The organism is Citrobacter sp. Marseille-Q6884, from assembly GCF_945906775.1.
GTDB lineage: Bacteria > Pseudomonadota > Gammaproteobacteria > Enterobacterales > Enterobacteriaceae > Citrobacter.
In genome coordinates this window covers 1,644,558-1,667,629 of record NZ_CAMDRE010000001.1, presented here as the reverse complement: position 1 = coordinate 1,667,629, position 23,072 = coordinate 1,644,558, and the positions used below count along the sequence as shown (strand labels likewise).

The 23,072-nt window shown below is 54.8% G+C and carries 21 protein-coding genes and 1 pseudogene; 6 read left to right on the top strand and 16 right to left on the bottom strand.

Annotation, left to right across the window (positions count from 1 at the left end; translation table 11 throughout):
- Nucleotides 1-73: 73 nt before the first annotated feature.
- Both mgtA and mgtL read right to left on the bottom strand, forming a co-directional pair.
- Nucleotides 74-2,782 (bottom strand): magnesium-translocating P-type ATPase, encoded by a 2,709-nt coding sequence (gene mgtA, locus N7268_RS07905; protein ID WP_260862392.1) that lies wholly within the window; start codon nt 2,780-2,782, stop codon nt 74-76.
- 143 nt (nt 2,783-2,925) lie between these two features.
- Complete coding sequence (mgtL, locus tag N7268_RS25165; RefSeq protein ID WP_353655333.1) at nt 2,926-2,979, bottom strand: mgtA regulatory leader peptide MgtL; 54 nt, start codon at nt 2,977-2,979, stop codon at nt 2,926-2,928.
- A 216-nt stretch (nt 2,980-3,195) separates the two neighbouring features.
- Here mgtL and treR point away from each other — a divergent pair.
- The 5 genes and pseudogenes from treR to nrdG form a co-directional block, all read left to right on the top strand.
- Nucleotides 3,196-4,146: pseudogene (gene treR / locus N7268_RS07900) on the top strand (trehalose operon repressor TreR); the annotation flags it as partial.
- Between the two features lie 110 nt (nt 4,147-4,256).
- Nucleotides 4,257-5,675: a PTS trehalose transporter subunit IIBC gene (gene treB, locus N7268_RS07895; RefSeq protein WP_198906820.1), complete on the top strand. Its 1,419-nt coding sequence runs from the start codon at nt 4,257-4,259 to the stop codon at nt 5,673-5,675.
- A gap of 48 nt (nt 5,676-5,723) precedes the next feature.
- Entirely contained in the window at nt 5,724-7,376 is a 1,653-nt protein-coding gene (gene treC, locus N7268_RS07890; RefSeq protein ID WP_260862391.1) for an alpha,alpha-phosphotrehalase, read from the top strand.
- 408 nt (nt 7,377-7,784) lie between these two features.
- Nucleotides 7,785-9,923, top strand: a complete 2,139-nt coding sequence (gene nrdD, locus N7268_RS07885; protein ID WP_198906696.1) for an anaerobic ribonucleoside-triphosphate reductase — start codon at nt 7,785-7,787, stop codon at nt 9,921-9,923.
- Between the two features lie 184 nt (nt 9,924-10,107).
- Nucleotides 10,108-10,572 carry an anaerobic ribonucleoside-triphosphate reductase-activating protein gene (gene nrdG / locus N7268_RS07880; RefSeq protein ID WP_260862390.1) on the top strand — a complete coding sequence of 155 codons (465 nt, stop codon included), beginning with the start codon at nt 10,108-10,110 and terminating at the stop codon, nt 10,570-10,572.
- Between the two features lie 29 nt (nt 10,573-10,601).
- Here the strand turns inward: nrdG and N7268_RS07875 are convergent, their stop codons facing one another.
- The 13 genes from N7268_RS07875 to pmbA form a co-directional block, all read right to left on the bottom strand.
- On the bottom strand, nt 10,602-10,883 hold the full coding sequence (locus N7268_RS07875) for a type II toxin-antitoxin system RelE family toxin (protein ID WP_198906698.1): 282 nt from the start codon (nt 10,881-10,883) through the stop codon (nt 10,602-10,604).
- The gene (locus N7268_RS07870; RefSeq protein ID WP_016155558.1) at nt 10,873-11,121 is read right to left on the bottom strand and encodes a type II toxin-antitoxin system Phd/YefM family antitoxin; all 249 of its coding nucleotides are present in this window, start codon (nt 11,119-11,121) and stop codon (nt 10,873-10,875) included. Before N7268_RS07870 ends, N7268_RS07875 begins: the two co-directional genes overlap by 11 nt.
- A 171-nt stretch (nt 11,122-11,292) precedes the next feature.
- The gene (locus tag N7268_RS07865; protein WP_260862389.1) at nt 11,293-13,206 is read right to left on the bottom strand and encodes a BglG family transcription antiterminator; all 1,914 of its coding nucleotides are present in this window, start codon (nt 13,204-13,206) and stop codon (nt 11,293-11,295) included.
- Between the two features lie 21 nt (nt 13,207-13,227).
- Nucleotides 13,228-13,968 carry a 2-dehydro-3-deoxy-phosphogluconate aldolase gene (dagF, locus tag N7268_RS07860; protein WP_260862388.1) on the bottom strand — a complete coding sequence of 247 codons (741 nt, stop codon included), beginning with the start codon at nt 13,966-13,968 and terminating at the stop codon, nt 13,228-13,230.
- Nucleotides 13,965-15,083 carry a DgaE family pyridoxal phosphate-dependent ammonia lyase gene (locus tag N7268_RS07855; protein WP_260862386.1) on the bottom strand — a complete coding sequence of 373 codons (1,119 nt, stop codon included), beginning with the start codon at nt 15,081-15,083 and terminating at the stop codon, nt 13,965-13,967. The genes dagF and N7268_RS07855 overlap by 4 nt, the downstream gene beginning before the upstream one ends.
- Nucleotides 15,067-16,200 carry an amidohydrolase/deacetylase family metallohydrolase gene (locus tag N7268_RS07850; RefSeq protein WP_260862384.1) on the bottom strand — a complete coding sequence of 378 codons (1,134 nt, stop codon included), beginning with the start codon at nt 16,198-16,200 and terminating at the stop codon, nt 15,067-15,069. The genes N7268_RS07855 and N7268_RS07850 overlap by 17 nt, the downstream gene beginning before the upstream one ends.
- Nucleotides 16,201-16,257: 57 nt before the next feature.
- Nucleotides 16,258-16,902 (bottom strand): DUF4310 family protein, encoded by a 645-nt coding sequence (locus N7268_RS07845; RefSeq protein ID WP_260862382.1) that lies wholly within the window; start codon nt 16,900-16,902, stop codon nt 16,258-16,260.
- 11 nt (nt 16,903-16,913) lie between these two features.
- On the bottom strand, nt 16,914-17,690 hold the full coding sequence (locus N7268_RS07840; RefSeq protein WP_260862380.1) for a DUF4311 domain-containing protein: 777 nt from the start codon (nt 17,688-17,690) through the stop codon (nt 16,914-16,916).
- Between the two features lie 22 nt (nt 17,691-17,712).
- Nucleotides 17,713-18,012, bottom strand: a complete 300-nt coding sequence (locus N7268_RS07835) for a DUF4312 family protein (protein WP_198906706.1) — start codon at nt 18,010-18,012, stop codon at nt 17,713-17,715.
- Nucleotides 18,013-18,014: 2 nt separating this feature from the next.
- Nucleotides 18,015-18,377, bottom strand: a complete 363-nt coding sequence (locus N7268_RS07830; protein ID WP_198906707.1) for an SFCGS family glycine-rich protein — start codon at nt 18,375-18,377, stop codon at nt 18,015-18,017.
- A 10-nt stretch (nt 18,378-18,387) separates the two neighbouring features.
- On the bottom strand, nt 18,388-18,696 hold the full coding sequence (locus tag N7268_RS07825) for a glycine dehydrogenase (RefSeq protein ID WP_260863533.1): 309 nt from the start codon (nt 18,694-18,696) through the stop codon (nt 18,388-18,390).
- A gap of 337 nt (nt 18,697-19,033) precedes the next feature.
- The gene (cybC, locus tag N7268_RS07820) at nt 19,034-19,420 is read right to left on the bottom strand and encodes a cytochrome b562 (RefSeq protein ID WP_198906709.1); all 387 of its coding nucleotides are present in this window, start codon (nt 19,418-19,420) and stop codon (nt 19,034-19,036) included.
- An 80-nt stretch (nt 19,421-19,500) separates the two neighbouring features.
- Nucleotides 19,501-20,853, bottom strand: coding sequence for a metalloprotease PmbA (gene pmbA / locus N7268_RS07815; protein ID WP_260862378.1), 1,353 nt, complete (start codon nt 20,851-20,853; stop codon nt 19,501-19,503).
- A 93-nt stretch (nt 20,854-20,946) separates the two neighbouring features.
- On the opposite strand from pmbA, the gene yjgA reads away from it, so the two are divergent.
- Entirely contained in the window at nt 20,947-21,498 is a 552-nt protein-coding gene (gene yjgA, locus N7268_RS07810; RefSeq protein ID WP_198906711.1) for a ribosome biogenesis factor YjgA, read from the top strand.
- A 100-nt stretch (nt 21,499-21,598) separates the two neighbouring features.
- Here the strand turns inward: yjgA and mpl are convergent, their stop codons facing one another.
- Nucleotides 21,599-22,978 (bottom strand): UDP-N-acetylmuramate:L-alanyl-gamma-D-glutamyl-meso-diaminopimelate ligase, encoded by a 1,380-nt coding sequence (gene mpl, locus N7268_RS07805; RefSeq protein ID WP_260862377.1) that lies wholly within the window; start codon nt 22,976-22,978, stop codon nt 21,599-21,601.
- Nucleotides 22,979-23,072: the final 94 nt, after the last annotated feature.

Below are 23,072 nucleotides of genomic sequence, written 5' to 3'. Positions count from 1 at the left end.
ACCTTACTTAACCTGAGATCAAATACCACAGGTTAAGTGAGTGTAAGCACCATCCGGCAGAGGGTATTACGCTTTATTGCCAGCCGTAGCGACGGCTATAAAAACCTTTCACCAGTTGGGTCAATGTCATGTAGCCCGCCAGAATCGCAATCAGCCATGGGAAGTAGCTCAGCGGTAATGCCTGCAATTGCAGATAGCTGGCCAGCGGTGAGAACGGCAAGGCAATCCCGACGACCATCACCACCAGCGTCATCAACATTAACGGCCACGCCGCACGACTCTGGATGAACGGTACGCGACGGGTACGGATCATATGCACAATCAGGGTTTGTGACAGCAGGCCCACCACAAACCAACCGGACTGGAACAAGGTCTGCGTTTCCGGCGTATTGGCGTGAAATACCCACCACATCAGGCAGAACGTCAGAATGTCGAAGATGGAGCTGATCGGGCCAAAGAACAGCATAAAGCGACCCAAATCGGCAGGGTTCCAGCGCTGCGGCTTTTTAATCTGATCCTCATCCACGTTATCAAACGGGATAGCGACCTGGGATACATCGTACAGCAGGTTTTGAATCAGTAAGTGCAGCGGCAACATCGGCAGGAAAGGCAAAAATGCACTCGCCACCAGCACGCTAAACACGTTACCAAAGTTGGAACTGGCCGTCATTTTGATGTACTTAAGCATGTTCGAGAAGGTCCGACGCCCCTCGATCACCCCTTCTTCCAGCACCATCAGACTTTTTTCCAGCAGGATGATATCGGCCGCTTCACGGGCAATATCAACAGCGCCATCCACGGAGATCCCGATATCCGCCGCACGCAGTGCCGGAGCATCGTTAATGCCATCGCCCATAAAACCGACGACGTGGCCCTCACGTTTGAGCAAGGTGACAATACGTTCTTTGTGCATCGGCGTCAGACGGGCAAACAGCGTGGTGTGCTGAGCCAGTTTCGCCAGTTCATCGTCGCTGAGCGTTTCAATGCTGCTGCCGATAACCACATCGCCTGCGTCCAGACCGACTTCATGGCAGACTTTTGCGGCGACCAGTTCGCTGTCACCGGTTAAAATTTTCACCGTGATCCCGCTGGCTTTCAGCGCCTTCAGCGCCGGTGCAGTGGTCTCTTTGGGCGGATCGAGGAACGCAATGTACCCTTCGAGGATCAGGTCGGACTCATCAATGCGTTGATAATCCCCCTCACGCGCGGGCAGATATTTGGTAGCCACCGCCACCACGCGCAGCCCCTGACGGTTAAGCGTATCCGTGACGCGCTTCACCCGGCGCAGCATGTTGTCATCGAGCGGGACAATCTCGCCATTATGGCGGACCTGGGTGCAGACGTTTAAGATCTCCTGCAGTGCGCCTTTGCACACCAACTGATGCACATCGGTTGCTTCTGCCACCACCACCGACATCCGACGGCGCTCGAAATCAAACGGGATCTCATCGATTTTCTGCCAGCGGGTTGAGAGCTGACGCGCTGACTCTTCATCAACGCCTTCCAGCACCGCGGTATCCAGCAGGTTTTTCAGCCCGGTCTGGTAGTGGCTGTTCAGCCATGCGGAATGCAACACGTGTTCGCTCGGCTTACCGGAAATATCGGTATGGTTCTCCAGTACGATTTTGTCCTGGGTTAACGTGCCGGTTTTATCGGTGCAGAGAATATCCATCGCGCCAAAGTTCTGGATGGCATCGAGGTGTTTGACGATAACCTTTTGTTTTGACAGCTTCACCGCCCCACGCGCCAGCGTTGAGGTGACGATCATGGGCAGCATTTCCGGCGTCAGCCCCACCGCCACAGAAAGGGCAAACAGCGCCGCTTCCCACCAGTCGCCTTTGGTGTAGCCGTTGATGATCAGCACCACGGGCGCCATCACCAGCATAAAGCGGATCAGCAACATGCTGACGCGGCTGATCCCTTTCTGGAAGGCATTTTGCTCATTTTCCTGCTCGGTAACCCGGCCTGCCAGTTGCCCAAACCAGGTGTTAGCCCCGGTGGCAATCACCATAGCCTGCGCCGTACCGCTCACCACGTTGGTTCCCATAAAGCACAGGGTATCGCACTCTAACGGGTTACTTTGTTGTGGGTCACGGCTGGTCGCCACTTTCTCGACCGGCAGCGATTCCCCGGTGAGCGACGCCTGCGCCACGAACAGATCGCGTGCCTGAACGATACGCAAATCCGCCGGGATCATATCGCCCGCCGCCAGCTTGATAATGTCGCCCGGCACCAGCTGGTCGATCGGCAACTCAACCCAGCTATTTTCCCCTTTCTCATTGTTTACCCGCAGTACCGTGGCGGTATTGCTGACCATCGCTTTCAGCGCATCTGCCGCTTTGGTGGAGCGGGCTTCCTGCACAAAGTTCAGCAACGTCGAGATCCCGACCATCAGCGCGATCACGCCTGCGGCAAACAGATCTTCGGTGGCATAGGAAATGCCGCCCAGAATCGTGAGCAGAATATTAAACGGGTTACGGTAACAGACCCACAGATGCACCCACCACGGTGAGGGTTTCTGCGCCGGCAGCTTGTTCTCGCCATGCTTTTCGCGAGCGCTCTGCACTTCTGCGGCGTTTAATCCTTCCGGGTGCGCATCAAAGGTTTTCCACAGCGCGGCTTCTTCCATCAGCGCCATCTTCAGGCAGTGTTCGCTCAGGGAAGGCGGAATCGGTGTGCTGGCAACGGTCTGGGCATTGGGCAACGGATCACGATGCACCAGGCGCTGCGGGAGATGACGATTGAGCCGGGCAAACAGCTGGCGAGTAATATTTTTAAACATAGGCAGTCCCTCTGCGCCAGTCTCTACAGGCGCAGTAAATCCTTCAGGCGTGGCAAAGCCTTGCCTGATGGCAATCTTTTTTCATCACAGGGACGTTAAAACGTCACTGTCTTACGGCACCGGTAAGACAGTGAAAAGCTGGCTTACCGGAAAGGGTTATTTCTCCGTTTCGGGAGAGGGGTGGGATCGGGATCCATACAGCCTCCGGTAAGTGAATGATTTGCGCGGTGCATTCTACGCAGAAAACCACAAGGTTCGTGGCAATTATGGCGGTATAATAAAGCATGGAAACTAAACCAAACGTATACACAACCCCTGAAGGATGATGTGTATAAAGCAGACTTTGCCCATTGCACTCTACTTGAGTAAAGTTACCCTCTTAATGAAAGACTGAACGTGCGCTACGGGAAAACAGGATGCAAAACCGGCTGACCATTAAAGACATCGCCCGCTTAAGCGGTGTGGGAAAATCAACCGTTTCCCGCGTCCTCAACAACGAAAGCGGTGTGAGTGAACGCACCCGCGAACGTGTTGAAGCGGTGATGAATCAGCACGGCTTTTCCCCTTCCCGATCCGCCCGTGCCATGCGCGGACAAAGCGATAAGGTGGTGGCGATCATTGTCACGCGTCTGGACTCGCTTTCTGAAAACCTCGCCGTTCAGACCATGCTGCCCGCTTTCTACGAACAGGGTTATGACCCGATTATGATGGAAAGCCAGTTTTCACCCGCGCTGGTCGAAGAGCATTTGGGCATGCTCAGACGTCGCAATATTGACGGTGTGGTGCTGTTTGGTTTTACCGGCATCACGGAAACCCTGCTCGCCTCCTGGCAGGACTCGCTGGTACTGCTGGCACGGGATGCCAAAGGTTTTGCCTCCGTCTGTTATGACGATGAAGGCGCGATCCATATCCTGATGCAGCGTCTGTACGATCGCGGACATCGCCATATCAGTTTTCTGGGCGTTCCACACAGCGACGTCACCACGGGTAAGCGTCGCCATGAAGCCTACCTGGACTTCTGTAAAAAACACACACTGCACCCTGTCGCCGCGCTACCAGGGCTGGCCATGAAGCAGGGCTATGATCATGCCGCCGATGTCATTGCGCCGGAGACCACCGCGTTAGTGTGCGCAACGGATACCCTTGCCCTTGGGGTCAGCAAATATTTGCAGGAACAGCGAAGGGAAAACCTGCAGCTGGCAAGCGTGGGTAACACGCCGCTGATGAAATTCCTGCACCCGGAGATCATCACCGTTGATCCGGGTTATGCTGATGCCGGTCGCCATGCGGCTTTGCAGCTGATCGACCAGATCAACGGCCGCAGCGAACCGCGCCAAATCGTTATCCCCTCCACCCTCTCCTGATCGCTTTCTGAGCACTAATTTGTGATCTTCGCTGCGTTTCGGGAACGTTCCCATTTTTAAATATTCATCGCCGATATACTCTGGCGCCAGGTCAACAACAGGGCTTAATGATGAGCAAAGTAAAACAAGCAGATATCGACCGGCTGATTGAGCTGGTAGGCGGGCGCGACAATATCGCCACGGTGAGTCACTGCATCACTCGCCTGCGCTTTGTGCTAAACCAACCCGCAAATGCCAGGCCCAAAGAGATCGAGCAGTTGCCAATGGTCAAAGGTTGCTTCACCAATGCCGGGCAGTTTCAGGTGGTGATTGGCACCGACGTTGGCGACTACTATAAAGCGCTACTGGCCACGACCGGACAGGCCAGCGCCGATAAAGAGCAGGCGAAAAAAGCCGCGCGGCAGAACATGAAGTGGCACGAGCAACTGATTTCGCATTTCGCGGAGATCTTCTTCCCGCTGCTGCCTGCGCTGATTAGCGGCGGTTTGATCTTAGGTTTTCGTAATGTGATCGGCGATCTGCCCATGAGCAACGGCCAGACGCTGGCGCAGATGCATCCGTCGTTGAAAACCCTCTACGATTTCCTGTGGCTGATTGGCGAAGCGATCTTCTTCTATCTGCCGGTCGGGATCTGCTGGTCGGCGGTGAAGAAAATGGGCGGTACACCGATCCTCGGTATTGTGCTGGGCGTCACGCTGGTTTCACCGCAGTTGATGAACGCCTACCTGCTGGGTCAGCAGGTGCCAGAAGTGTGGAACTTTGGCCTGTTTTCTATCGAAAAAGTCGGCTATCAGGCGCAGGTCATTCCGGCTCTGCTGGCGGGTCTGGCGCTTGGATTTATTGAAACACGTCTGAAGCGCATCGTCCCCGATTACCTCTATCTGGTGGTCGTCCCGGTCTGTTCGCTGATCCTCGCGGTGTTCCTCGCACATGCGTTTATCGGTCCGTTTGGCCGCATGATTGGCGACGGTGTGGCCTTTGCGGTACGTCATCTGATGACCGGCAGCTTTGCACCGATTGGCGCAGCGCTGTTTGGCTTCCTGTATGCCCCGCTGGTGATCACCGGCGTACATCAGACCACGCTGGCTATCGACATGCAGATGATTCAAAGCATGGGGGGAACGCCGGTTTGGCCGCTGATTGCACTGTCGAATATCGCTCAGGCCTCTGCGGTGGTCGGCATCATTATCTCCAGCCGTAAGCATAACGAACGTGAAATCTCCGTTCCGGCGGCGATCTCCGCTTATCTCGGGGTCACCGAGCCGGCAATGTACGGCATCAACCTGAAATACCGCTTCCCGATGTTGTGCGCCATGATTGGCTCCGGCCTCGCCGGTCTGCTGTGTGGCCTGAACGGCGTTATGGCGAACGGTATTGGCGTCGGCGGTTTGCCGGGCATCCTCTCCATCCAGCCGACCTACTGGCAGGTATTCGGCCTGGCGATGGTGGTCTCAATTGTTATCCCGATGGTACTGACCTCGTTCATCTACCAGCGTAAATACCGTCAGGGCACCTTACAGATTGTCTGACTTTTTTCGGGGCGCAGTTGCGCACCATCGCATTTGCAGGAAACCATAATGACTATTCCCCACTGGTGGCAAAACGGCGTTATCTATCAGATTTACCCCAAGAGTTTTCAGGACACGACAGGCAGCGGCACCGGCGATTTACGCGGTGTAACGCAACGCCTCGATTATCTGCAAAAACTGGGCATTGATGCGCTCTGGCTAACCCCCTTCTATGTTTCACCACAGGTTGATAACGGCTACGACGTCGCTGACTATCTTTCTGTCGATCCAGCCTATGGCACGCTGGAGGACTTTGACGAACTGGTGGCGCAAGCGAAAGCGCGCGGTATCCGCATCATTCTGGATATGGTGTTCAACCATACGTCGACGCAGCACGCCTGGTTTCGCGAGGCGCTGGATAAAGACAGTCCGTATCGTCAGTTTTACATCTGGCGCGAGGGCTCGCCGCAGTTGCCTCCGAATAACTGGCGCTCCAAATTTGGCGGCAACGCCTGGGGCTGGCATGCCGAAAGCGAACAATATTATCTGCACCTCTTTGCCCCGGAGCAGGCTGACCTGAACTGGGAAAATCCGGCGGTACGCGCACAGTTGAAAAAAGTGTGCGAATTCTGGGCCGATCGCGGCGTAGACGGCCTGCGCCTCGACGTCGTGAACCTTATCTCCAAAGAACAGGACTTCCCCAGCGATCCCGACGGCGATGGACGCCGTTTTTATACCGACGGCCCGCGCGTGCATGAATTCTTACGTGAGATGAACCGCGATGTCTTCACGCCACGCTCCCTGATGACGGTGGGCGAAATGTCCTCCACGACGCTGGAACATTGTCAGCAATACGCCGCCCTGGACGGCAGCGAACTGTCGATGACATTTAACTTCCACCATCTAAAAGTCGATTATCCCCAGGGTGAAAAGTGGACGCTGGCGAAACCCGATTATGTGGCGCTGAAAAGCCTGTTTCGCCACTGGCAGCAAGGGATGCACAACGTCGCCTGGAACGCGCTGTTCTGGTGTAACCACGACCAGCCGCGCATCGTTTCGCGCTTTGGCGATGAAGGAAAATACCGTGTACCGGCGGCCAAGATGCTGGCGATGGTGCTGCACGGTATGCAGGGCACGCCCTATATCTACCAGGGCGAAGAGATTGGCATGACCAACCCGCATTTTCGCCAGATCACCGACTATCGCGACGTCGAAAGCCACAACATGTTTGCCGAACTGAACGGCCAGGGACGTGATGCCAACGAACTGCTGGCGATCCTCGCCAGTAAATCCCGCGATAACAGCCGCACGCCGATGCAGTGGGATAACAGCAAGCATGCAGGCTTTACGCACGGCGAGCCGTGGATCAACCTGTGTGATAACGCAGCGGATATCAACGTCGCGGCGGCGCTGGCGGATAGCGGTTCCGTGTTTTATGCCTATCAGAAACTGATCGCCCTACGCAAAACCGAGCCGGTTATCACCTGGGGTGACTACCAGGATCTGCTGCCGGATAGCCCGCACTTGTGGTGCTACCAGCGTGAATGGCGCGGGCAGCGGCTGCTGGTCATTGCTAACCTGAGCAACAGCTTCCAGTCCTGGCAGCCCACTCACACGGGCGGAAACTGGCAGGTGCTGATGCACAACTATGATGAAGTGGCTCACCAACCAGGGGAGATGACGCTGCGTCCTTTTGAAGCCATCTGGTGGCGACAAAAATAACTTGCATTCTGCTTCTCGCCCGGTACGCATAGCGCTGCCGGGCCTCGTCGCAGGGGCTCAGCTTACCTTGCTGTTTTTGTTGAATAATTAATCAGATTTTTCTTCCCGTAATTTACAATCGCTGTACTGCCCGTCATCTGTACGCTCCAGTTTTTACTTTGAGCTACATCAATAAAATCGTAAACATCCTTGATGCAAATCACTACATATAGAACTTAAAATGCACGCCGACCCAATATGTTGTATTAATCGCCTATAATTGCTACAACATCATTTCCCGCCCTTGCAGTGGAAATGTGGATAAATGGGGTCTGGATTACGGGAAGTCATTGACCAGATAGATGAATAAACCAATGCGCGCTTCCCACCCTCTGTGGATAACCTGTTCTTATAAATGATGGAGTGATCATGACACCGCATGTGATGAAACGAGATGGCTGTAAAGTGCCGTTTAAATCAGAGCGCATCAAAGAAGCCATTCTGCGTGCAGCTAAAGCAGCGGGAGTCGATGACACAGATTACTGTGCCACCGTCGCAGAAGTCGTTAGCAGCCAGATGAATGAACGCAGCAAGGTTGATATCAACGAGATCCAGACAGCGGTCGAAAACCAGCTGATGTCTGGCCCGTATAAACAACTCGCTCGCGCGTATATCGAATACCGCCATGACCGTGATATCCAGCGTGAAAAACGCGGTCGTCTGAACCAGGAAATTCGTGGTCTGGTTGAGCAAACCAACTCAGCATTGCTGAACGAAAACGCCAACAAAGACAGTAAAGTGATCCCGACTCAGCGCGACCTGCTGGCCGGTATCGTCGCCAAACACTATGCACGTCAGCACCTGCTGCCGCGCGATGTGGTACAGGCACACGAGCGCGGTGATATTCACTATCACGATCTCGACTACTCTCCCTTCTTCCCGATGTTTAACTGCATGCTGATCGACCTGAAAGGTATGCTGACGCAGGGCTTTAAGATGGGTAACGCGGAGATCGAACCGCCAAAATCCATCTCCACGGCAACTGCCGTCACCGCGCAAATCATCGCGCAGGTCGCCAGCCATATTTACGGCGGCACCACCATTAACCGCATCGACGAAGTTCTCGCGCCGTTCGTTACCGAGAGCTTTAACAAGCACCGTAAAACCGCTGAAGAGTGGCAGATCCCGGACGCCGACGGTTATGCGCATTCCCGTACCGAGAAAGAGTGCTACGACGCATTCCAGTCCCTTGAGTATGAAGTGAACACGCTGCATACCGCCAACGGCCAGACGCCGTTCGTCACCTTTGGCTTTGGTCTCGGTACCAGCTGGGAATCGCGTTTGATCCAGCAATCCATTCTGCGTAACCGCATTGCGGGTCTGGGTAAAAATCGTAAAACCGCCGTCTTCCCGAAACTGGTGTTCGCGATTCGTGATGGCCTGAACCACAAGTTTGGCGATCCGAACTACGACATCAAACAGCTGGCGCTGGAGTGCGCGAGCAAGCGCATGTACCCGGACATCCTGAACTACGATCAGGTGGTAAAAGTTACCGGTTCGTTCAAAACCCCGATGGGCTGTCGTAGCTTCCTCGGCGTGTGGGAAAACGAGAACGGCGAGCAGATCCACGATGGCCGTAACAACCTCGGCGTGATCAGCCTTAACCTGCCGCGTATTGCGCTGGAAGCACACGGTGACGAAGCCACTTTCTGGAAGTTGCTGGACGACCGTCTGGTGCTGGCGCGTAAAGCGCTGATGACCCGCATTGCGCGTCTGGAAGGCGTGAAAGCGCGCGTCGCGCCGATCCTGTATATGGAAGGTGCCTGCGGCGTTCGTCTGAAAGCGGACGATGATGTGTCTGAGATCTTCAAAAACGGCCGTGCATCTATCTCTCTGGGCTACATCGGTATTCACGAGACCATTAATGCGCTGTTTGGTGATCAGCACGTGTACGACAGCGAGCAGCTTCGCGCCAAGGGCATTGCCATTGTTGAACGTCTGCGTCAGGCCGTCGATCAGTGGAAAGACGAGACCGGTTACGGCTTTAGTCTGTACAGCACGCCAAGTGAAAACCTGTGCGACCGCTTCTGCCGTCTGGATACCGCCGAGTTTGGCGTCATTCCGGGCGTGACCGACAAAGGCTACTACACCAACAGCTTCCACCTCGACGTGGAGAAAAAGGTTAACCCGTACGACAAAATCGACTTCGAAGCCCCTTATCCGCCGCTGGCGAGCGGTGGCTTCATTTGCTACGGCGAGTATCCCAATATTCAGCACAACCTGAAAGCGCTGGAAGACGTCTGGGATTACAGCTATCAGCATGTGCCGTATTACGGGACTAATACGCCAATCGACGAGTGCTACGAATGCGGCTTCACCGGTGAGTTCGAGTGCACCAGCAAAGGCTTCACTTGTCCGAAATGCGGTAACCACGACGCCTCACGCGTGTCGGTCACCCGCCGTGTGTGCGGTTATTTAGGTAGCCCGGATGCACGTCCGTTTAACGCCGGTAAGCAGGAAGAAGTGAAGCGCCGCGTTAAGCATTTAGGCAATGGGCAGATCGGTTAATTTCGAGAGTATTATTGCCCGGCGATGCGACGCTTTTCGGGCCATTTTTTCCGCAACGCAATTCACGTCATAGCAAGGCAGCAAATGAGTGGGTCCCGGGGAGCTTACATAAGTAAGTGACTCGGGCGCACGAATGCAGCTAACGCAGCTATGGCGCGAATTGATAAGCGGATGAGAAGCAAAAATGAGGTTTCATCAATATTACCCCGTCGATATCGTTAACGGCCCCGGCACCCGTTGCACCCTGTTTGTTTCAGGCTGCGTACATGAATGCCCTGGCTGCTATAACAAAAGTACCTGGCGATTGAACTCCGGCATGCCGTTTACCCGGGAGATGGAAGACAAGATCATTGCCGATCTGAACGACACGCGCATCCATCGCCAGGGGCTCTCTCTCTCTGGCGGCGATCCGCTGCATCCGCAAAACGTGCCGGATATTCTAAAACTGGTACAGCGCATTCACGCGGAATGCCCGGGTAAAGACATCTGGGTGTGGACCGGCTATAAGCTCGACGAGCTCAACGCCGCACAAATGCAGGTCGTGGATCTCATCAACGTGCTGGTCGATGGCAAGTTTGTGCAGGATCTTAAAGACCCGGCGCTCATCTGGCGTGGCAGTAGCAATCAGGTCGTGCATCACTTACGTTAAGCTGGGAATCGGTTTGCGCGACGACGACGCTAACGCCGGTTGGCCTGATGATAAACCTCATCGCCATCACGCCTGCCCACAGCGATCACAAGAACGATAACCTGCTCATCTTCGACCTGGTAGACCAGGCGATATCCGGCGCTACGTAGCTTGATTTTGTAACGGTGCAATTTGCCGGAAAGGCGGGCGGCAGGAACATGAGGATTTTCCAGTCGCTCCGCCAGTTTCTTTTTGAACTGTTCACGTAATGCGGGAGAAAGCTTGCGCCATTCCTTGAGCGCAACATCTAAAAACTCCAGGTTATAGGTCATTTAAAGACACCTTTATTCGCTTTCCACCTTCCCGCTCGTCAGCGATGCGGTTCAGCTCGGCATCTTCCGCCAGCTCCAGCAGATACGCATAAACCGCAGGCGGAACGCAGTAAAAAGCAGGTTCATTGCGGTTAAGAATCGCCACCGCTTCACCTTCTCCGGCGTTGACCGTCCCCATTGGGTTACGTTTCAGATCAGTGATGCTGGCAGCGGTTTTCGTCAGGATATGAAATGGCATGGTGTTTTCCTCGTTAATGAGGCTTTATTATAGGCTATAAAAAGCACCTTTATAAGCATCATTAAACATGCTTCTACTGCACCAAAACCATGAGCTGTGAATAGCGATGACGCCGCCGTCGATTGTGGCGGCAACAACTGAGTGGGTGTGATAAGGGTTGTACAAGGTCGTTTAAAAACGACTCACACACTCCATTGCCACCGTTTTGAACTCGGTAAAATTTTTGCACGTACAGAGCCGGGCCATGGCGCGTTCACGCAGGAAAGTGACGAAAATATCGTAAATCGCCATCGCTTCTTCGTATTCGCTTTTGCTGATGGCAAGTAAGAAGATCACGTGGGCGGTTTCATCGCCCCAGGCAATACCCTGCGGGGCAAGGATCGTATAAACCACCGTCTTCTTTGCCAGCAAACCGAGCGCATGCGGAAGCGCAATGCTGTCACCCAGCATGGTGCTGACGATAGCTTCACGTTCAATGACCGAATCGAGAAACTCTGCGCCCACAAAGCCTTCATCCTGCAACTGGTGGCATAGCGTTTTGAACAGCGTCTGTTGATCCATTGGCCCGTCGATCACGCGAAAATGGGCGGCATCGAAAAACTTATTCAGCATCCATGGGCGAGTTCTGTCCACCAGCACCAGCTTGCCAATCTGCTCCAGCTGATAGTCGGTGGGAAATGGCGCAATCATCACGACGGGCTTATCTTTTTCGCTAATCCGCGCGGTCGAAATCACGAAGTCTTCGTGGATGCTGTCGCATTGTTCGTAGTCGCGCAGCGTCACGGTTCCCACGATCTCAATCTGCGGATATTTACGCGCCAGCACCGCTTCAATCATCCGCGCCATCGCATTTCCCGCATCGCAAACCAGCAATACGCGAGGCTGTCGTTGGTAACCGATGTTGTAACTACGTTCCAGTCCTACGCCAATATGCAGGACGAGAAAACCGATCTCATTTTCACTGATGGTGTACGGGGTGTATTTTCCCCAGCCTGATACGGCAGCCAGCGTCATGTCCCATGCCATCGGGTAGTGCTGTTTAATATTTTCCAGCAGCGGATTGGGGATCATGATCTGGTAGCGAACCCGGGTGATCATCGTTTTAATATGCGTCAGCAGATCGGCATGCAACTGCTTGTCATTCAATAAGTTGTAGTTGTACTGCGTGTTGATAAAACGCAGGATGTAATTGACCAGCGCTTCGTCATCATCGGCATTGATGGCGCTGGGCGCCACGTCCTGCACCTGGCGAGCAGCAATATGTACCTTCAGCCAGTTTTCTTCGTATACGGAAAGCGGTTTATCCGCCAGCTTGTGCAGCACCGCCGCGATTTCCCGTGTCGCCAGGCACACCGCATGCCCGGCCTCTTCTGCGGCAAACTCCGGGAGCGGATAACCTTCGCTGATCCGCCGTACCGCTACCGCACAGTACAAACGCAAAAATAACTCGCCCTCATCGGTCAGGCGAATATGAAAGCGGGCAAAAATATCCTGCAAAATGGGCTGAAGCTGCTCAGGGATCCCGGCATTCAGTGCCTCTTCCATCACCAGCGGGTGAAGGGGGTCCTGCTGTGCCAGCGTCCACAGCAGATCGGTCAAACAGGCACGGATCGCCATCTCGCTGCCAAACAACTTCATCCCGTGTCGGGGACGCGTTTCCAGCGTCAGGCGATACCGTTGCAGATGCTCGCGCACCTCGGCCATATCGTTTTGTAACGTCGCCCGACTGATGAACCATTCATCAGCTAAATCTTCCAGCTTCAGTGAAAAGGCCGATGTCAGAAAACGAACCACCAGCCAGTGTACGCGCTCCTGGCTGGTCCGCGGGATGCGCAGCAGCGTATCCGGTTGCTGCGTTTGTAAGGCGTGATAGCTGACCGGGTCGTCAATTTTGAGTTGATAACCGTTACCCCGACTGAGAACAAACTGCGCGCCATAGTCGATAAGCAGCGCGTTGAGCGCCGTAATATCCGCGCGTACGGTGCGTGTGGAAACCGACAACCGTTGCGCCAGCTCATCCTGCGGAAGCGCTTCGTTTTGCAGCATACCAAACAGCTGCGCTAAACGTTGGTTGGGGAATCGCACGTCAGTTTCCTCATCAGTCAGTTAATCTATGCAGGCCCGGGTCATCGCCAACAGCTGGCGTACGTCGTCCGGGCGGGTGTTACCACTCACCTTATCAATAATAGAACTATAAATGTGAGGAATGATTTTGCTCACTCCCGCATCCAGCGCGATCTGCAGGATTTCAGTGAAATTCTCCAGGTCTATGCCGCCCGTAGGTTCAAGCCAGAAGTCATGACGGGCACAGGCTTGCGCGACTGCGATGTACTCGTCACGGCATTTCAGACCGCCCATCGGGAAGTATTTGATTGAGCTGCCGCCCATGTCTTTGAGCAGCGCAATGGCGGTTTCTACCGGCACAATGCCATCCGGGGACAGGCTGCTCAGCGGACCGGTGGAAATCTTCACTTTGCCCGGCGTGCCGGTTGGCGAAACCAGACCGTTAACCACCGTTTCATGCTGGCCAAGCAGAGCCCGGCTGGTCGCTACGCCTGTAAACACCTGGTTTACATGCTGCGGTTGCACCTGGCGGGAAATTTCACTGACCATCGCCGATTGGTTCGGATCGCCTGCTCCCAGCCCTACGGAGAGCGCATTGTCGATAAGCGCCGCGTATTCGCGCATATCCGCAACCGCGCTTTCCACGCTCGGATAATTTTTTGACAGCACGCCAACCAGCACATGTCCTTCTGCCGCCGCATAAATCTCGCGGGCGTTCTCTTTCGAGCCTGCCAGCACGTTCAGACAGACGCGATCGCGATAAAAGTTAGGGGTGAGGTTCATGCTGTTTTCTCCTGCTGCGTCACTTCACCAATACGGCGGGCGACAATCTCCAGTTGTGCGCGATCGACGCTACGTACGTCCGCTTCAATAATGCCTTCGTTAGCTTTGTAACCACGGAAGTAAATCGCGTACTCCCCCTGTTTAAGCGCGTCAACCAGTTCGCCCGTGGCGATACCCGTTAGCGCTTCGTCAAACTTGATTTCCGTGCGCGCGATGTCGCGCCCTGCGCTATCCCAGACTACGCGTGCGCTCACGCCGTTCAGGGCGTTCAGCGCATTAATGAACGGGGTCATTTTTTCCACCATCTCCGCGCCGCTCTCTTTCTGCGCGTTCAGGTACAGTTCGATAGCGCAGGTCAGGCCGAGAATGCCCTCTTTGCCAACCTTCATCGCCCGGCCGATGCCCGCCGTCTGGCGTTTCACCCACTCAACATACTGCGTTTTGCCAATCACCAGACCACTGGTCGGCCCTTCAATCGCCTTCGCGCCGCTGTAGATCACCAGATCGGCACCCACACGGTAGTAACACTGCAAATCCTCTTCCGCCGCCGCATCAACAATTAACGGCAGATTATGGGTGCGCGCCACGACGGCAGCCTGCTCCACGCTGAGCATGCTTTTTTGCACACAGTGGTGTGACTTGATATAGAGAATGGCCGCCGTGCGTGGCGTAATAGCCGCAGCCAGTTGCGCCGCAGAGCATTCATTGGCGTAGCCCGCCTCGACTAACTTACCGCCGCCAAGCGCCACCATGCTGCCGACCGGCGCGCCAAAGTTAACGTTGTGACCTCTTGGCAACACGATTTCGTTGTTGTCGATTGGCGTCACATGCAGGTTTTCCAGCAGCCAGTCGCTGTCTTTGACCAGCACCGCAGCAACCGACAACGCAATCCCTGCCGACGCACAGGACACCACCGTTGCGCCTTCCACTTCCAGCAGTTTCGCGATGTAGTCGCCGGTTTTATTAACCAGGTCTTTCATCTCAAAGTACTGATTCATTCCGTCCATCGCGGCCTGGACAACCTCCGGGCGCGGCGTGGAAACACCGAGGGCCGTCATGCGGCCAGATGTGTTAATCACCTGTTTTAAATCATATTTTTCAAAAATCGAAGACATGTTCTGCGCTCCCTTGTTCGGTCATATAGCCCTTGCCCGCGCGGACTGCGGCAAGCGGCACCAGCAGTTGCTCAGCCTGCAGGCTGTCGCTTTCTGCATCTACCAGCACGGTTGGCTGGCGTTTAAGTGTAAAAAGGGTAAGGTCGGCATCCAGGCCGACCTGAAGCCGGCCTTTATTTTTCAGGCGCAGACCATCGGCAGCGTTCGCGGTGACACATTCAATGACCTGCGGCAACGACATACCGATGGCGAGGAATTTCGACATCACATTGGCCAGCGAATGGACCGGGCCGTTGAGGCGATTGCGGCAGTAGATATCAGAGCTAATGGTGTGCGGCAGAATGCCTAAACTGATGGCGCGTTTCGCGACCGCAAAACTCAGGCTGGCGGTACCATGCCCAACATCAAGGCGTACACCACGCTTGAGCGCCCGCGTTACCGAGGCGCGCAGTTCGCCTTCTGGCGTCAGAATTCGGTTCGGCTTCCCGTTGTAACAGTGCGTAATGATGTCGCCCGCCGTCAGGCGTTCGGCAATCTCATCCAAATCCGGCGGGTTGTTGCCGATATGCACCATCAACGGCAGGTCGCCGTTCTCTTTTTGCATAACTTTGGCGCGATCCAGCGGCGTAATGCCGTTAACACCTACCACGCTGCTGCTCATTCGCGCCTTCAGCCCGACGATAAAATCAGGGTGGCGTTTCACGGCTTGCTGCACCGCAGCAGCATCGATGTTGTGCATATTGGCCAGTTCGTTCTGGGCGATAAGCCCAACGCGCGAGATATTCAGCAGGGCATAAACGTCCGTGGTGGCTTCACGGGTTAACGTATAAAAATCATCAATATCATCCGCCCCGGTACTCCCGGCATCGACAACCGTGGTGACGCCGGTAGCAATACCGATGCTGTCGGGCTGATCATGATAAATCGGGGATTTGGGGTAGCAGTGGACGTGGGAATCAATCCAGCCCGCGCTGACATAACACTCGCCCTGTAAGTCGATCGTTTTCACCGCGGGGCTATCAACGTTACCCAACGCCGCAATTTTGCCGTCTTTTAGCGCAATATCACTCACCGTATCGTCAACCAGACGCGCGTGACGCAGGAGTAAATCAAACATCTCACTCTCCTTTGCCGGATACGACATCAGCGCCGTATCCGGCCTACAAAGCTGCACTCAGCTAATGGCAATCGGGAAGATAGAACCGAGGATCATCGCACCGAGGATCGCGCCGCCGGTGATCGGTTTCTGCCACAGATAAAACAACAGTGCTCCTGCCAATGAACCAATCCCGATCGGGATAGAGGCCGTCATAGCGCTGAGGATAATCAAGGGACCGAGGAAGCGACCGGAAGCGTTACCCGCCCCCATCATCACATCCGCACCATAGGTGGAGTCACTCTGATTAATGGTGAACTTACGCGCCAGAATGATGATGTAACCAATGGCGAGACCAATCACCAGGCCCGTGACCAGCGACGCGGCAAAGTTGGCAACGGGGAAAATAAAGCCAGCGCCCAGCAGCAACGCCGGAACCCCTAAGCCAACACCGGTCTGAATCGCGCCACCGATATCCAGAATCCCCACCAGCGAACCTTCGATAATGCGGGCGAACAGGAAACTTGCGCCAAACGCCGCTACCGCGCCGTAGGAGCCGGTGTCCATTCCCGCTTTCAGCATGGCGACAAACGCCACTTCGTTAAACGCGCCGATGCCGTACAGGTAATACATATGCGTCCCGGCAAAGACGCCGGATGAGAGTAAGCCAACGAAGATCGGGAACGACCAGTCGGCATACCAAAAACCTTTATTCTGTTCCATTGTGGCCTCCGTTATTTGCCGCTGAGCGAGTTGTGGATCAGTTCGAGCCAGTTCGGCACGGTCAGATGGAAAGATTCGATCATCTTCATGTCGAAACCGCGGAAGAAGCCGCTCAGGACAAACAGCGCGACAATCGCGACCATCATCACTCGCGTGACGTGGTTCCAGCCGCTCTCTTCAACGCCTTTGCCGATCAGAATGCCGAGCACCAGACCCGGTACGGCGTTACCCATAATCAGCTGCGCCGCACCGCCAAATACGGTGGCCCAGAAGCCCGATTTTTTACCGGCATCAATCGCCGCCAGCCAGAAGATCACCGGCATCACGGTGTTGACCAGCAGGTTTGCCGCCGGCACCAGCACCTTCACGGCGGTAACCTGCAGCGCTTCCGGTACGGAGGACGCCGTAAGGTTCAGGAAGGCCACCACGATCATACCGATGACGCCGCAGGAAATCGCCATGCGCTTAGGATCGTGCAACGTTTCGCCAACGTTGCGATTTTTGATCATCAGCGCCGCTGCGCCCCAGTTCGGGATAATGCGGTGGTCTACGTCCTGTGTGAACGCCCCCGCCGCAACAGAGGAAGCCCAGGCGTTAAAGAAGAAGCCCAGGCCAAACGAGAAGTGAGAAGCCGGATCCCCTTCACAGGAATTCAGTTCCCCCAGAGTACGAAACGCGCCCATCCCTTGAGTGGTAGGCGCATGAAACATGCGTGCAGCCCCAGCGCCAACACCGACGCCTACCAGCGCGCCGATGATGAGCGATTTTATTAATATTATCAGGAACATATTTATGCCTTTTAGTAGTGAATCAGCGTTGCGTGACGAAATCCACTTTGTCGAGATTAATGGCAGTCACGTTGACGGTCACATCCAGCTCTACGCTGAACGTGCGTCGCTCCCGGCGCAAAAAGAAGAATAAAAAGGCCTCCTTTCGCACCGTTTCACGCGCTTGAACAACCTGCACATCCTGTGGCTCAATACGCAGTAAAATATGCGGTGACGCCTTCATCACCGCGGCCTGAACATGGTTCAGGGCATCGGCAAACGCGCGGGCTTTAGCGTCGCCTTTACCAGTCACTCTCACCGTCGTGGTGAATTGCTCTTTCATACTTACGCGCCGTGTTTCTTTTGCCAGGCCTGCACCAGGCGCTCACCGAGTTCTTCTTTATCCATAAAGCCGAATCCCAGCACATTGCAGCCTTCATTGATGGCGGTTACGCCCTCATCAACCGAGCGCATGCCGTATTTCGCTTTGTAGCCATGTTTGGTCTGCGCAGTAATGGCGCCCGCGCCGCCGCTGCCGCAAAACGAGATGCCGAAGGTGGCGTTTTCCGCTTTCATGACGTCACCTAACTTCATATCCGCCGCCACACCCGGCACCACCACCGCGCGGCCACCCGCTTTTTCGACGCCGGCTGCCACTTTCTGACCTTTACCCAGACGATCGCCAATCACTACCGTAATTTGTTCCATCTTTTGCTCCTTAAAGGTTGTCTTTTGCGACTTCGAAATGCACCGACAGCAGCCAGGCTTCTTCCTCAGGAAGATTGCCAAACGCCGCGACGACATCGCGGGCAAGCGCCATTGATTCGGCTGAAATTTCATCAAATAAGCTGGCATCGACGTCTGGCAAAGGCTCGCCCGTCACCGAGCGATGAGCCATGGCGCGTACATGCGATGTCAGCATTTGTTCCTGTACCGCGTTGGGAATGATGTGGCGTTCACGCAGCAAGGCATACACCTGCGCCAGCATGCGGTCGGCCAGTGCCGCCGACTCCCCCATCTCATTCATTACAGCTCCGTTATTCACTCGTCTTACCCCGCTAATGGCTCTGTCGATAAATTAGCGACGAAGGTTAAAAGTTTGTAGCGAGTTGTTTTCCACTTCGAAGTGGAAAGGGATGCAGCGATAGTGATCTGTGCCTCAAAAAGCGCCGGATCCACGATTTATCGCTGGAAGAATGTGATTGAGCTCGCAAGAGGAACACGGAAAACAGCGTTGAAGACGAACAATAAAAGGATGATGAAAACGAAAAAATGTGATGGGTATAACGTTTACTTATGGGGAAATTGTGCGGGTGGGGCTGCGTATTATCCGGCCTACAGGTTACGTAGGCCGGATAAATAAATTAACGGTACTTCTTATGGTATGCGTTGCGGGTCGTTTTCAACTCTTCCGCTGCGGCTTTCGCCTCTTTGACCTTGCCTTCGTTCGCCAGTTTTAGCGCGCCGTCAATCTGACCGATCAGGGTGTCAAAACCGTGGCGGAAATCTTTCATCTCCGGGCTGTCCGGGGATTTGCTTTCCAGCTTCGGGGGTGTTCCCTTTTGGGCATCCAGCGCGGCTGCACGCATTTTGGTTAACGCGCCTTTGAGTTCAGTCGCATTATCCGTTTTTTCGACGATTTTCAGGTTGTCGTTGAGGATCCCCATATCATCTTCGAGATCGGCTGCAAACGCAGAAGAGCCAAGAACCAGCGTTGAAGCCGCGACGATCGCTAACAGGTGTTTACGCATTGCTCACTTCCTTTTTATTATTAAAAAATAACGCCAGATACCCTCAGCCCTTCGCGCTGCAGCGTGAAGAATGACGGGTATCACTGTCCGGCGATTTTCATCTCCGGTAACAGTACAGAACCACACTGTATATTACTGCGTGTTTCAATATCGTTACCCACGGTCACGATATTGCGCCACATCTCTTTTAAGTTACCGGCGATGGTAATTTCACTCACCGGATACTGAATTTCGCCGTTTTCGACCCAGAAGCCAGCCGCACCGCGCGAGTAATCGCCGGTAATGCCGCTCACACCCTGTCCCATCAGCTCGGTCACCACCAGGCCAGTGCCCATCTCCTTGAGCAACTGCTCGAAGCTTAGACCTTGTCCCGGAATTCGCCAGTTGTGAATACCACCAGCATGACCGGTGCTCTTCAGCCCCAGCTTACGCGCGGAATAGTTGGTTAAGAGCCACTGGGTCAGTACGCCGTCTTTGATAATGTCGCGGCGTTCTGTCCGTACGCCTTCGCTGTCGAACGGCGAAGATGCCAGCCCTTTCAGCAGGTGCGGGTGTTCTTCAATGGTCAGCCATTCCGGCAGGATCTGTTTGCCCAGAGAATCCAGCAGGAAGGTGGATTTGCGGTACACCGAACCGCCGGCAATCGCGCCGACCAGGTGACCAAACAGACCGGTCGCCACTTCATTGGCGAAAATCACCGGCGCTTTCATGGTGGAGAGCTTACGCGGCGACAGACGGGATAAGGTGCGGCGGGCACAGTCGGCACCCACCCATTCCGGCGTTTGCAGATCGCTCATCGCACGGCCAATGGTGTAGGCGTAATCGCGTTCCATGTCGCCATTTTCTTCTGCGATAACGCAGCTGGAAAGCGAATGACGCGTGGAGCAGTATCCCTGCAACATGCCGTGGCTATTACCAAACACTTTGATACCGTAATGGCTGTTAAAGCTGCCGCCTTCGGTATTGGTGATGCGTTTATCCGCCTGCAACGCAGCTTGTTCCGCACGTGCAGCCAGTTCGATGGCTTCATCAGGCGACACTTCTGCCGGGTGGAACAGATCTAAATCAGGGGCATCAAATGCCAGCAGTTCTTTATCCGCCACGCCCGCGCACGGATCCGGCGAGGTGTAACGCGCGATATCCAGCGCGGCCTGCACGGTGCGGGCAATGGCCTGTGGACTTAAATCAGTGGATGACGCACTCCCTTTACGGTTCTGGTGATAAACCGTAATACCCAGAGCACCATCGCTATTGAATTCTACGTTCTCCACTTCGCCATAACGGGTGCTGACGCTGATGCCCGTGGTCTTGCTTACAGCGACTTCCGCGCCGTCCGACTGGCCTGACGCCAGCTCCAGTGCTGTCGAGACTGCTTCTTCCAGAATCTTACGCTGCGCTTCAACTTGTGAGATTACTTTCATCGCAAATGCCATAATGTAGAGAGTTTCTCTGAAGTCTAACAGAGAACCGTTTTTCAGTGCGCATCTTAACTGGTAACATTAGCCTCTTTTTTTAAGGAGCCTGACATGACTAAGCAGCCCGAAGACTGGCTCGACGACGTTCCCGGTGATGACATCGAAGACGAAGACGATGAAATTATCTGGGTCAGTAAAAGTGAAATTAAACGTGACGCCGAGGAGTTAAAACACCTGGGTGCGGAACTGGTAAAACTGGGGAAAAACGCGCTGGATAAAATCCCGCTCGATGCGGATCTGCGTGCCGCCATTGAACTGGCCCAGCGTATTAAGATGGAAGGTCGCCGTCGCCAGCTACAGTTGATTGGTAAAATGCTGCGTCAGCGTGAAGTCGATCCGATTCGCCAGGCGCTGGACAAGCTGAAAAACCGCCACAACCAACAGGTCGTGTTGTTTCACAAGCTTGAGCAATTGCGCGATCGTCTGATCGTCGAAGGTGATGATGCGATAGCGGAAGTGCTGAACCTGTGGCCAAACGCCGATCGCCAGCAGCTTCGCTCTCTGGTGCGTAATGCGAAGAAAGAGCAAGAAGGCAATAAACCGCCGAAATCCGCACGCCAGATTTTCCAGTATCTGCGTGAACTGGCAGAAAGCGAAGCGTAATTTCATGCGTTGAAAGAGCCGGATGGCACATCTGTTTTATCCGGCCCACAAGGTCGCAAAATCGTAGGCCCGGTAAGCATCAGCGCTACCGGGCTTTTTTTTACTCTTCCGCTTCTGCCTGTGCTTTCTTCGCCAGACCATCCAGCAGTTTTTGGTGAATGCCGCCAAACCCACCGTTGCTCATGACCAGAATATGATCGCCAGGCTGCGCGGTTTTCACCACCATGTCCGCCAGCAAATCAACATCGCCGCTCCAGTGAGCAGGCTGAACGCAGGCTTCGGCCACTTCCGCAACCTGCCACGGAATATGTGGCGGCTGGAGCAGGAACACTTCGTCTGCACGTCCTAACGACGGTGCCAGATCGTCTTTACACAGCCCCATCTTCATGGTGTTCGAGCGCGGTTCCAGTACGGCAATTATGCGCGCCGTGCCGCCCACTTTACCGCGCAGTGCGGCGAGCGTCGCCAGAATCGCCGTTGGGTGATGGGCGAAATCGTCATACACCGTCACACCGTTGGCTTCACCGCGCAGTTCAAGACGACGACGGGCGTTGATGAACGAGCCCAGCGCATTCGCCGCATCTGCTGGCAAAATACCCACGTGACGGGCTGCCGCAATCGCCATCAGGCCATTGTGCATGTTGTGTTCACCCACCAGGCCCCATTTCACAACGCCAGCTTTTTCACCGTCCAGCCACACTTCCCACTCGGAAGCGTCTGTCGTCAGTTTTTTCGCCTGCCAGTGGCCCTGTTCGCCAACCAGTTCCTGCTCGCTCCAGCACCCCATCGCCATCGTCTGTTTCAGATTGATGTCGTTTTCCGGGAAGATGATGCGTCCCTGACCCGGTACGATACGCACCAGATGGTGGAACTGTTTCTGAATCGCTTTCAGATCGTCAAAGATGTCCGCGTGATCAAACTCAAGGTTGTTGAGGATCAGCGTACGCGGGCAGTAATGCACAAATTTAGAACGTTTGTCGAAGAAGGCGCAGTCATACTCGTCCGCTTCGATCACGAAAAAGTCGCTTTCGCCCAGACGCGCAGAAACCTCAAAGTTCCCCGGCACGCCGCCAATCACAAAGCCCGGCTTATAGCCGCAGGCTTCGAGGATCCAGGTCGCCATGCCGGCGGTGGGGGGTTTCCCGTGCGCCCCCGCAACCGCCAGTACCCAGCGATCGCGCAGCACAAAGTCATGCAGCCACTGCGGGCCTGACATGAACGGAATGTTCTTCTCCAGTACCGCTTCCACACACGGGTTGCCACGGGTCATGGCATTGCCGATGATCACCAGATCCGGCTGTGGGTCGAGCTGGCTGACATCGTAGCCCTGAATCAGGGAGATGCCTTGTTTCTCAAGTAAGGTGCTCATCGGCGGATACACATTGGCGTCCGAACCCGTTACTTCATGACCGAGCGAGCGCGCCAGCATCGCCAGACCGCCCATGAAAGTGCCACAAATTCCCAAAATATGAATGCGCATACGTCACTATCCTTTTTTAATCTGGGGGCCATTTTACGCACATGTCTGGCAAGTGAGAAACGCATTTAAGGATATTCCGTAGTTTGCTGGCGCG

What these genes read in the sequence shown, in the direction of transcription:
- mgtA (WP_260862392.1), bottom strand. Translation starts at nt 2,782, where the DNA reads ATGTTTAAAAATATTACTCGCCAGCTGTTTGCCCGGCTCAATCGTCAT.
- treB (WP_198906820.1), top strand. Translation starts at nt 4,257, where the DNA reads ATGAGCAAAGTAAAACAAGCAGATATCGACCGGCTGATTGAGCTGGTA.
- treC (WP_260862391.1), top strand. Translation starts at nt 5,724, where the DNA reads ATGACTATTCCCCACTGGTGGCAAAACGGCGTTATCTATCAGATTTAC.
- nrdD (WP_198906696.1), top strand. Translation starts at nt 7,785, where the DNA reads ATGACACCGCATGTGATGAAACGAGATGGCTGTAAAGTGCCGTTTAAA.
- nrdG (WP_260862390.1), top strand. Translation starts at nt 10,108, where the DNA reads ATGAGGTTTCATCAATATTACCCCGTCGATATCGTTAACGGCCCCGGC.
- N7268_RS07875 (WP_198906698.1), bottom strand. Translation starts at nt 10,883, where the DNA reads ATGACCTATAACCTGGAGTTTTTAGATGTTGCGCTCAAGGAATGGCGC.
- N7268_RS07870 (WP_016155558.1), bottom strand. Translation starts at nt 11,121, where the DNA reads ATGCCATTTCATATCCTGACGAAAACCGCTGCCAGCATCACTGATCTG.
- dagF (WP_260862388.1), bottom strand. Translation starts at nt 13,968, where the DNA reads ATGAACCTCACCCCTAACTTTTATCGCGATCGCGTCTGTCTGAACGTG.
- N7268_RS07855 (WP_260862386.1), bottom strand. Translation starts at nt 15,083, where the DNA reads ATGTCTTCGATTTTTGAAAAATATGATTTAAAACAGGTGATTAACACA.
- N7268_RS07850 (WP_260862384.1), bottom strand. Translation starts at nt 16,200, where the DNA reads ATGTTTGATTTACTCCTGCGTCACGCGCGTCTGGTTGACGATACGGTG.
- N7268_RS07845 (WP_260862382.1), bottom strand. Translation starts at nt 16,902, where the DNA reads ATGGAACAGAATAAAGGTTTTTGGTATGCCGACTGGTCGTTCCCGATC.
- N7268_RS07840 (WP_260862380.1), bottom strand. Translation starts at nt 17,690, where the DNA reads ATGTTCCTGATAATATTAATAAAATCGCTCATCATCGGCGCGCTGGTA.
- N7268_RS07835 (WP_198906706.1), bottom strand. Translation starts at nt 18,012, where the DNA reads ATGAAAGAGCAATTCACCACGACGGTGAGAGTGACTGGTAAAGGCGAC.
- N7268_RS07830 (WP_198906707.1), bottom strand. Translation starts at nt 18,377, where the DNA reads ATGGAACAAATTACGGTAGTGATTGGCGATCGTCTGGGTAAAGGTCAG.
- N7268_RS07825 (WP_260863533.1), bottom strand. Translation starts at nt 18,696, where the DNA reads ATGAATGAGATGGGGGAGTCGGCGGCACTGGCCGACCGCATGCTGGCG.
- cybC (WP_198906709.1), bottom strand. Translation starts at nt 19,420, where the DNA reads ATGCGTAAACACCTGTTAGCGATCGTCGCGGCTTCAACGCTGGTTCTT.
- pmbA (WP_260862378.1), bottom strand. Translation starts at nt 20,853, where the DNA reads ATGGCATTTGCGATGAAAGTAATCTCACAAGTTGAAGCGCAGCGTAAG.
- yjgA (WP_198906711.1), top strand. Translation starts at nt 20,947, where the DNA reads ATGACTAAGCAGCCCGAAGACTGGCTCGACGACGTTCCCGGTGATGAC.
- mpl (WP_260862377.1), bottom strand. Translation starts at nt 22,978, where the DNA reads ATGCGCATTCATATTTTGGGAATTTGTGGCACTTTCATGGGCGGTCTG.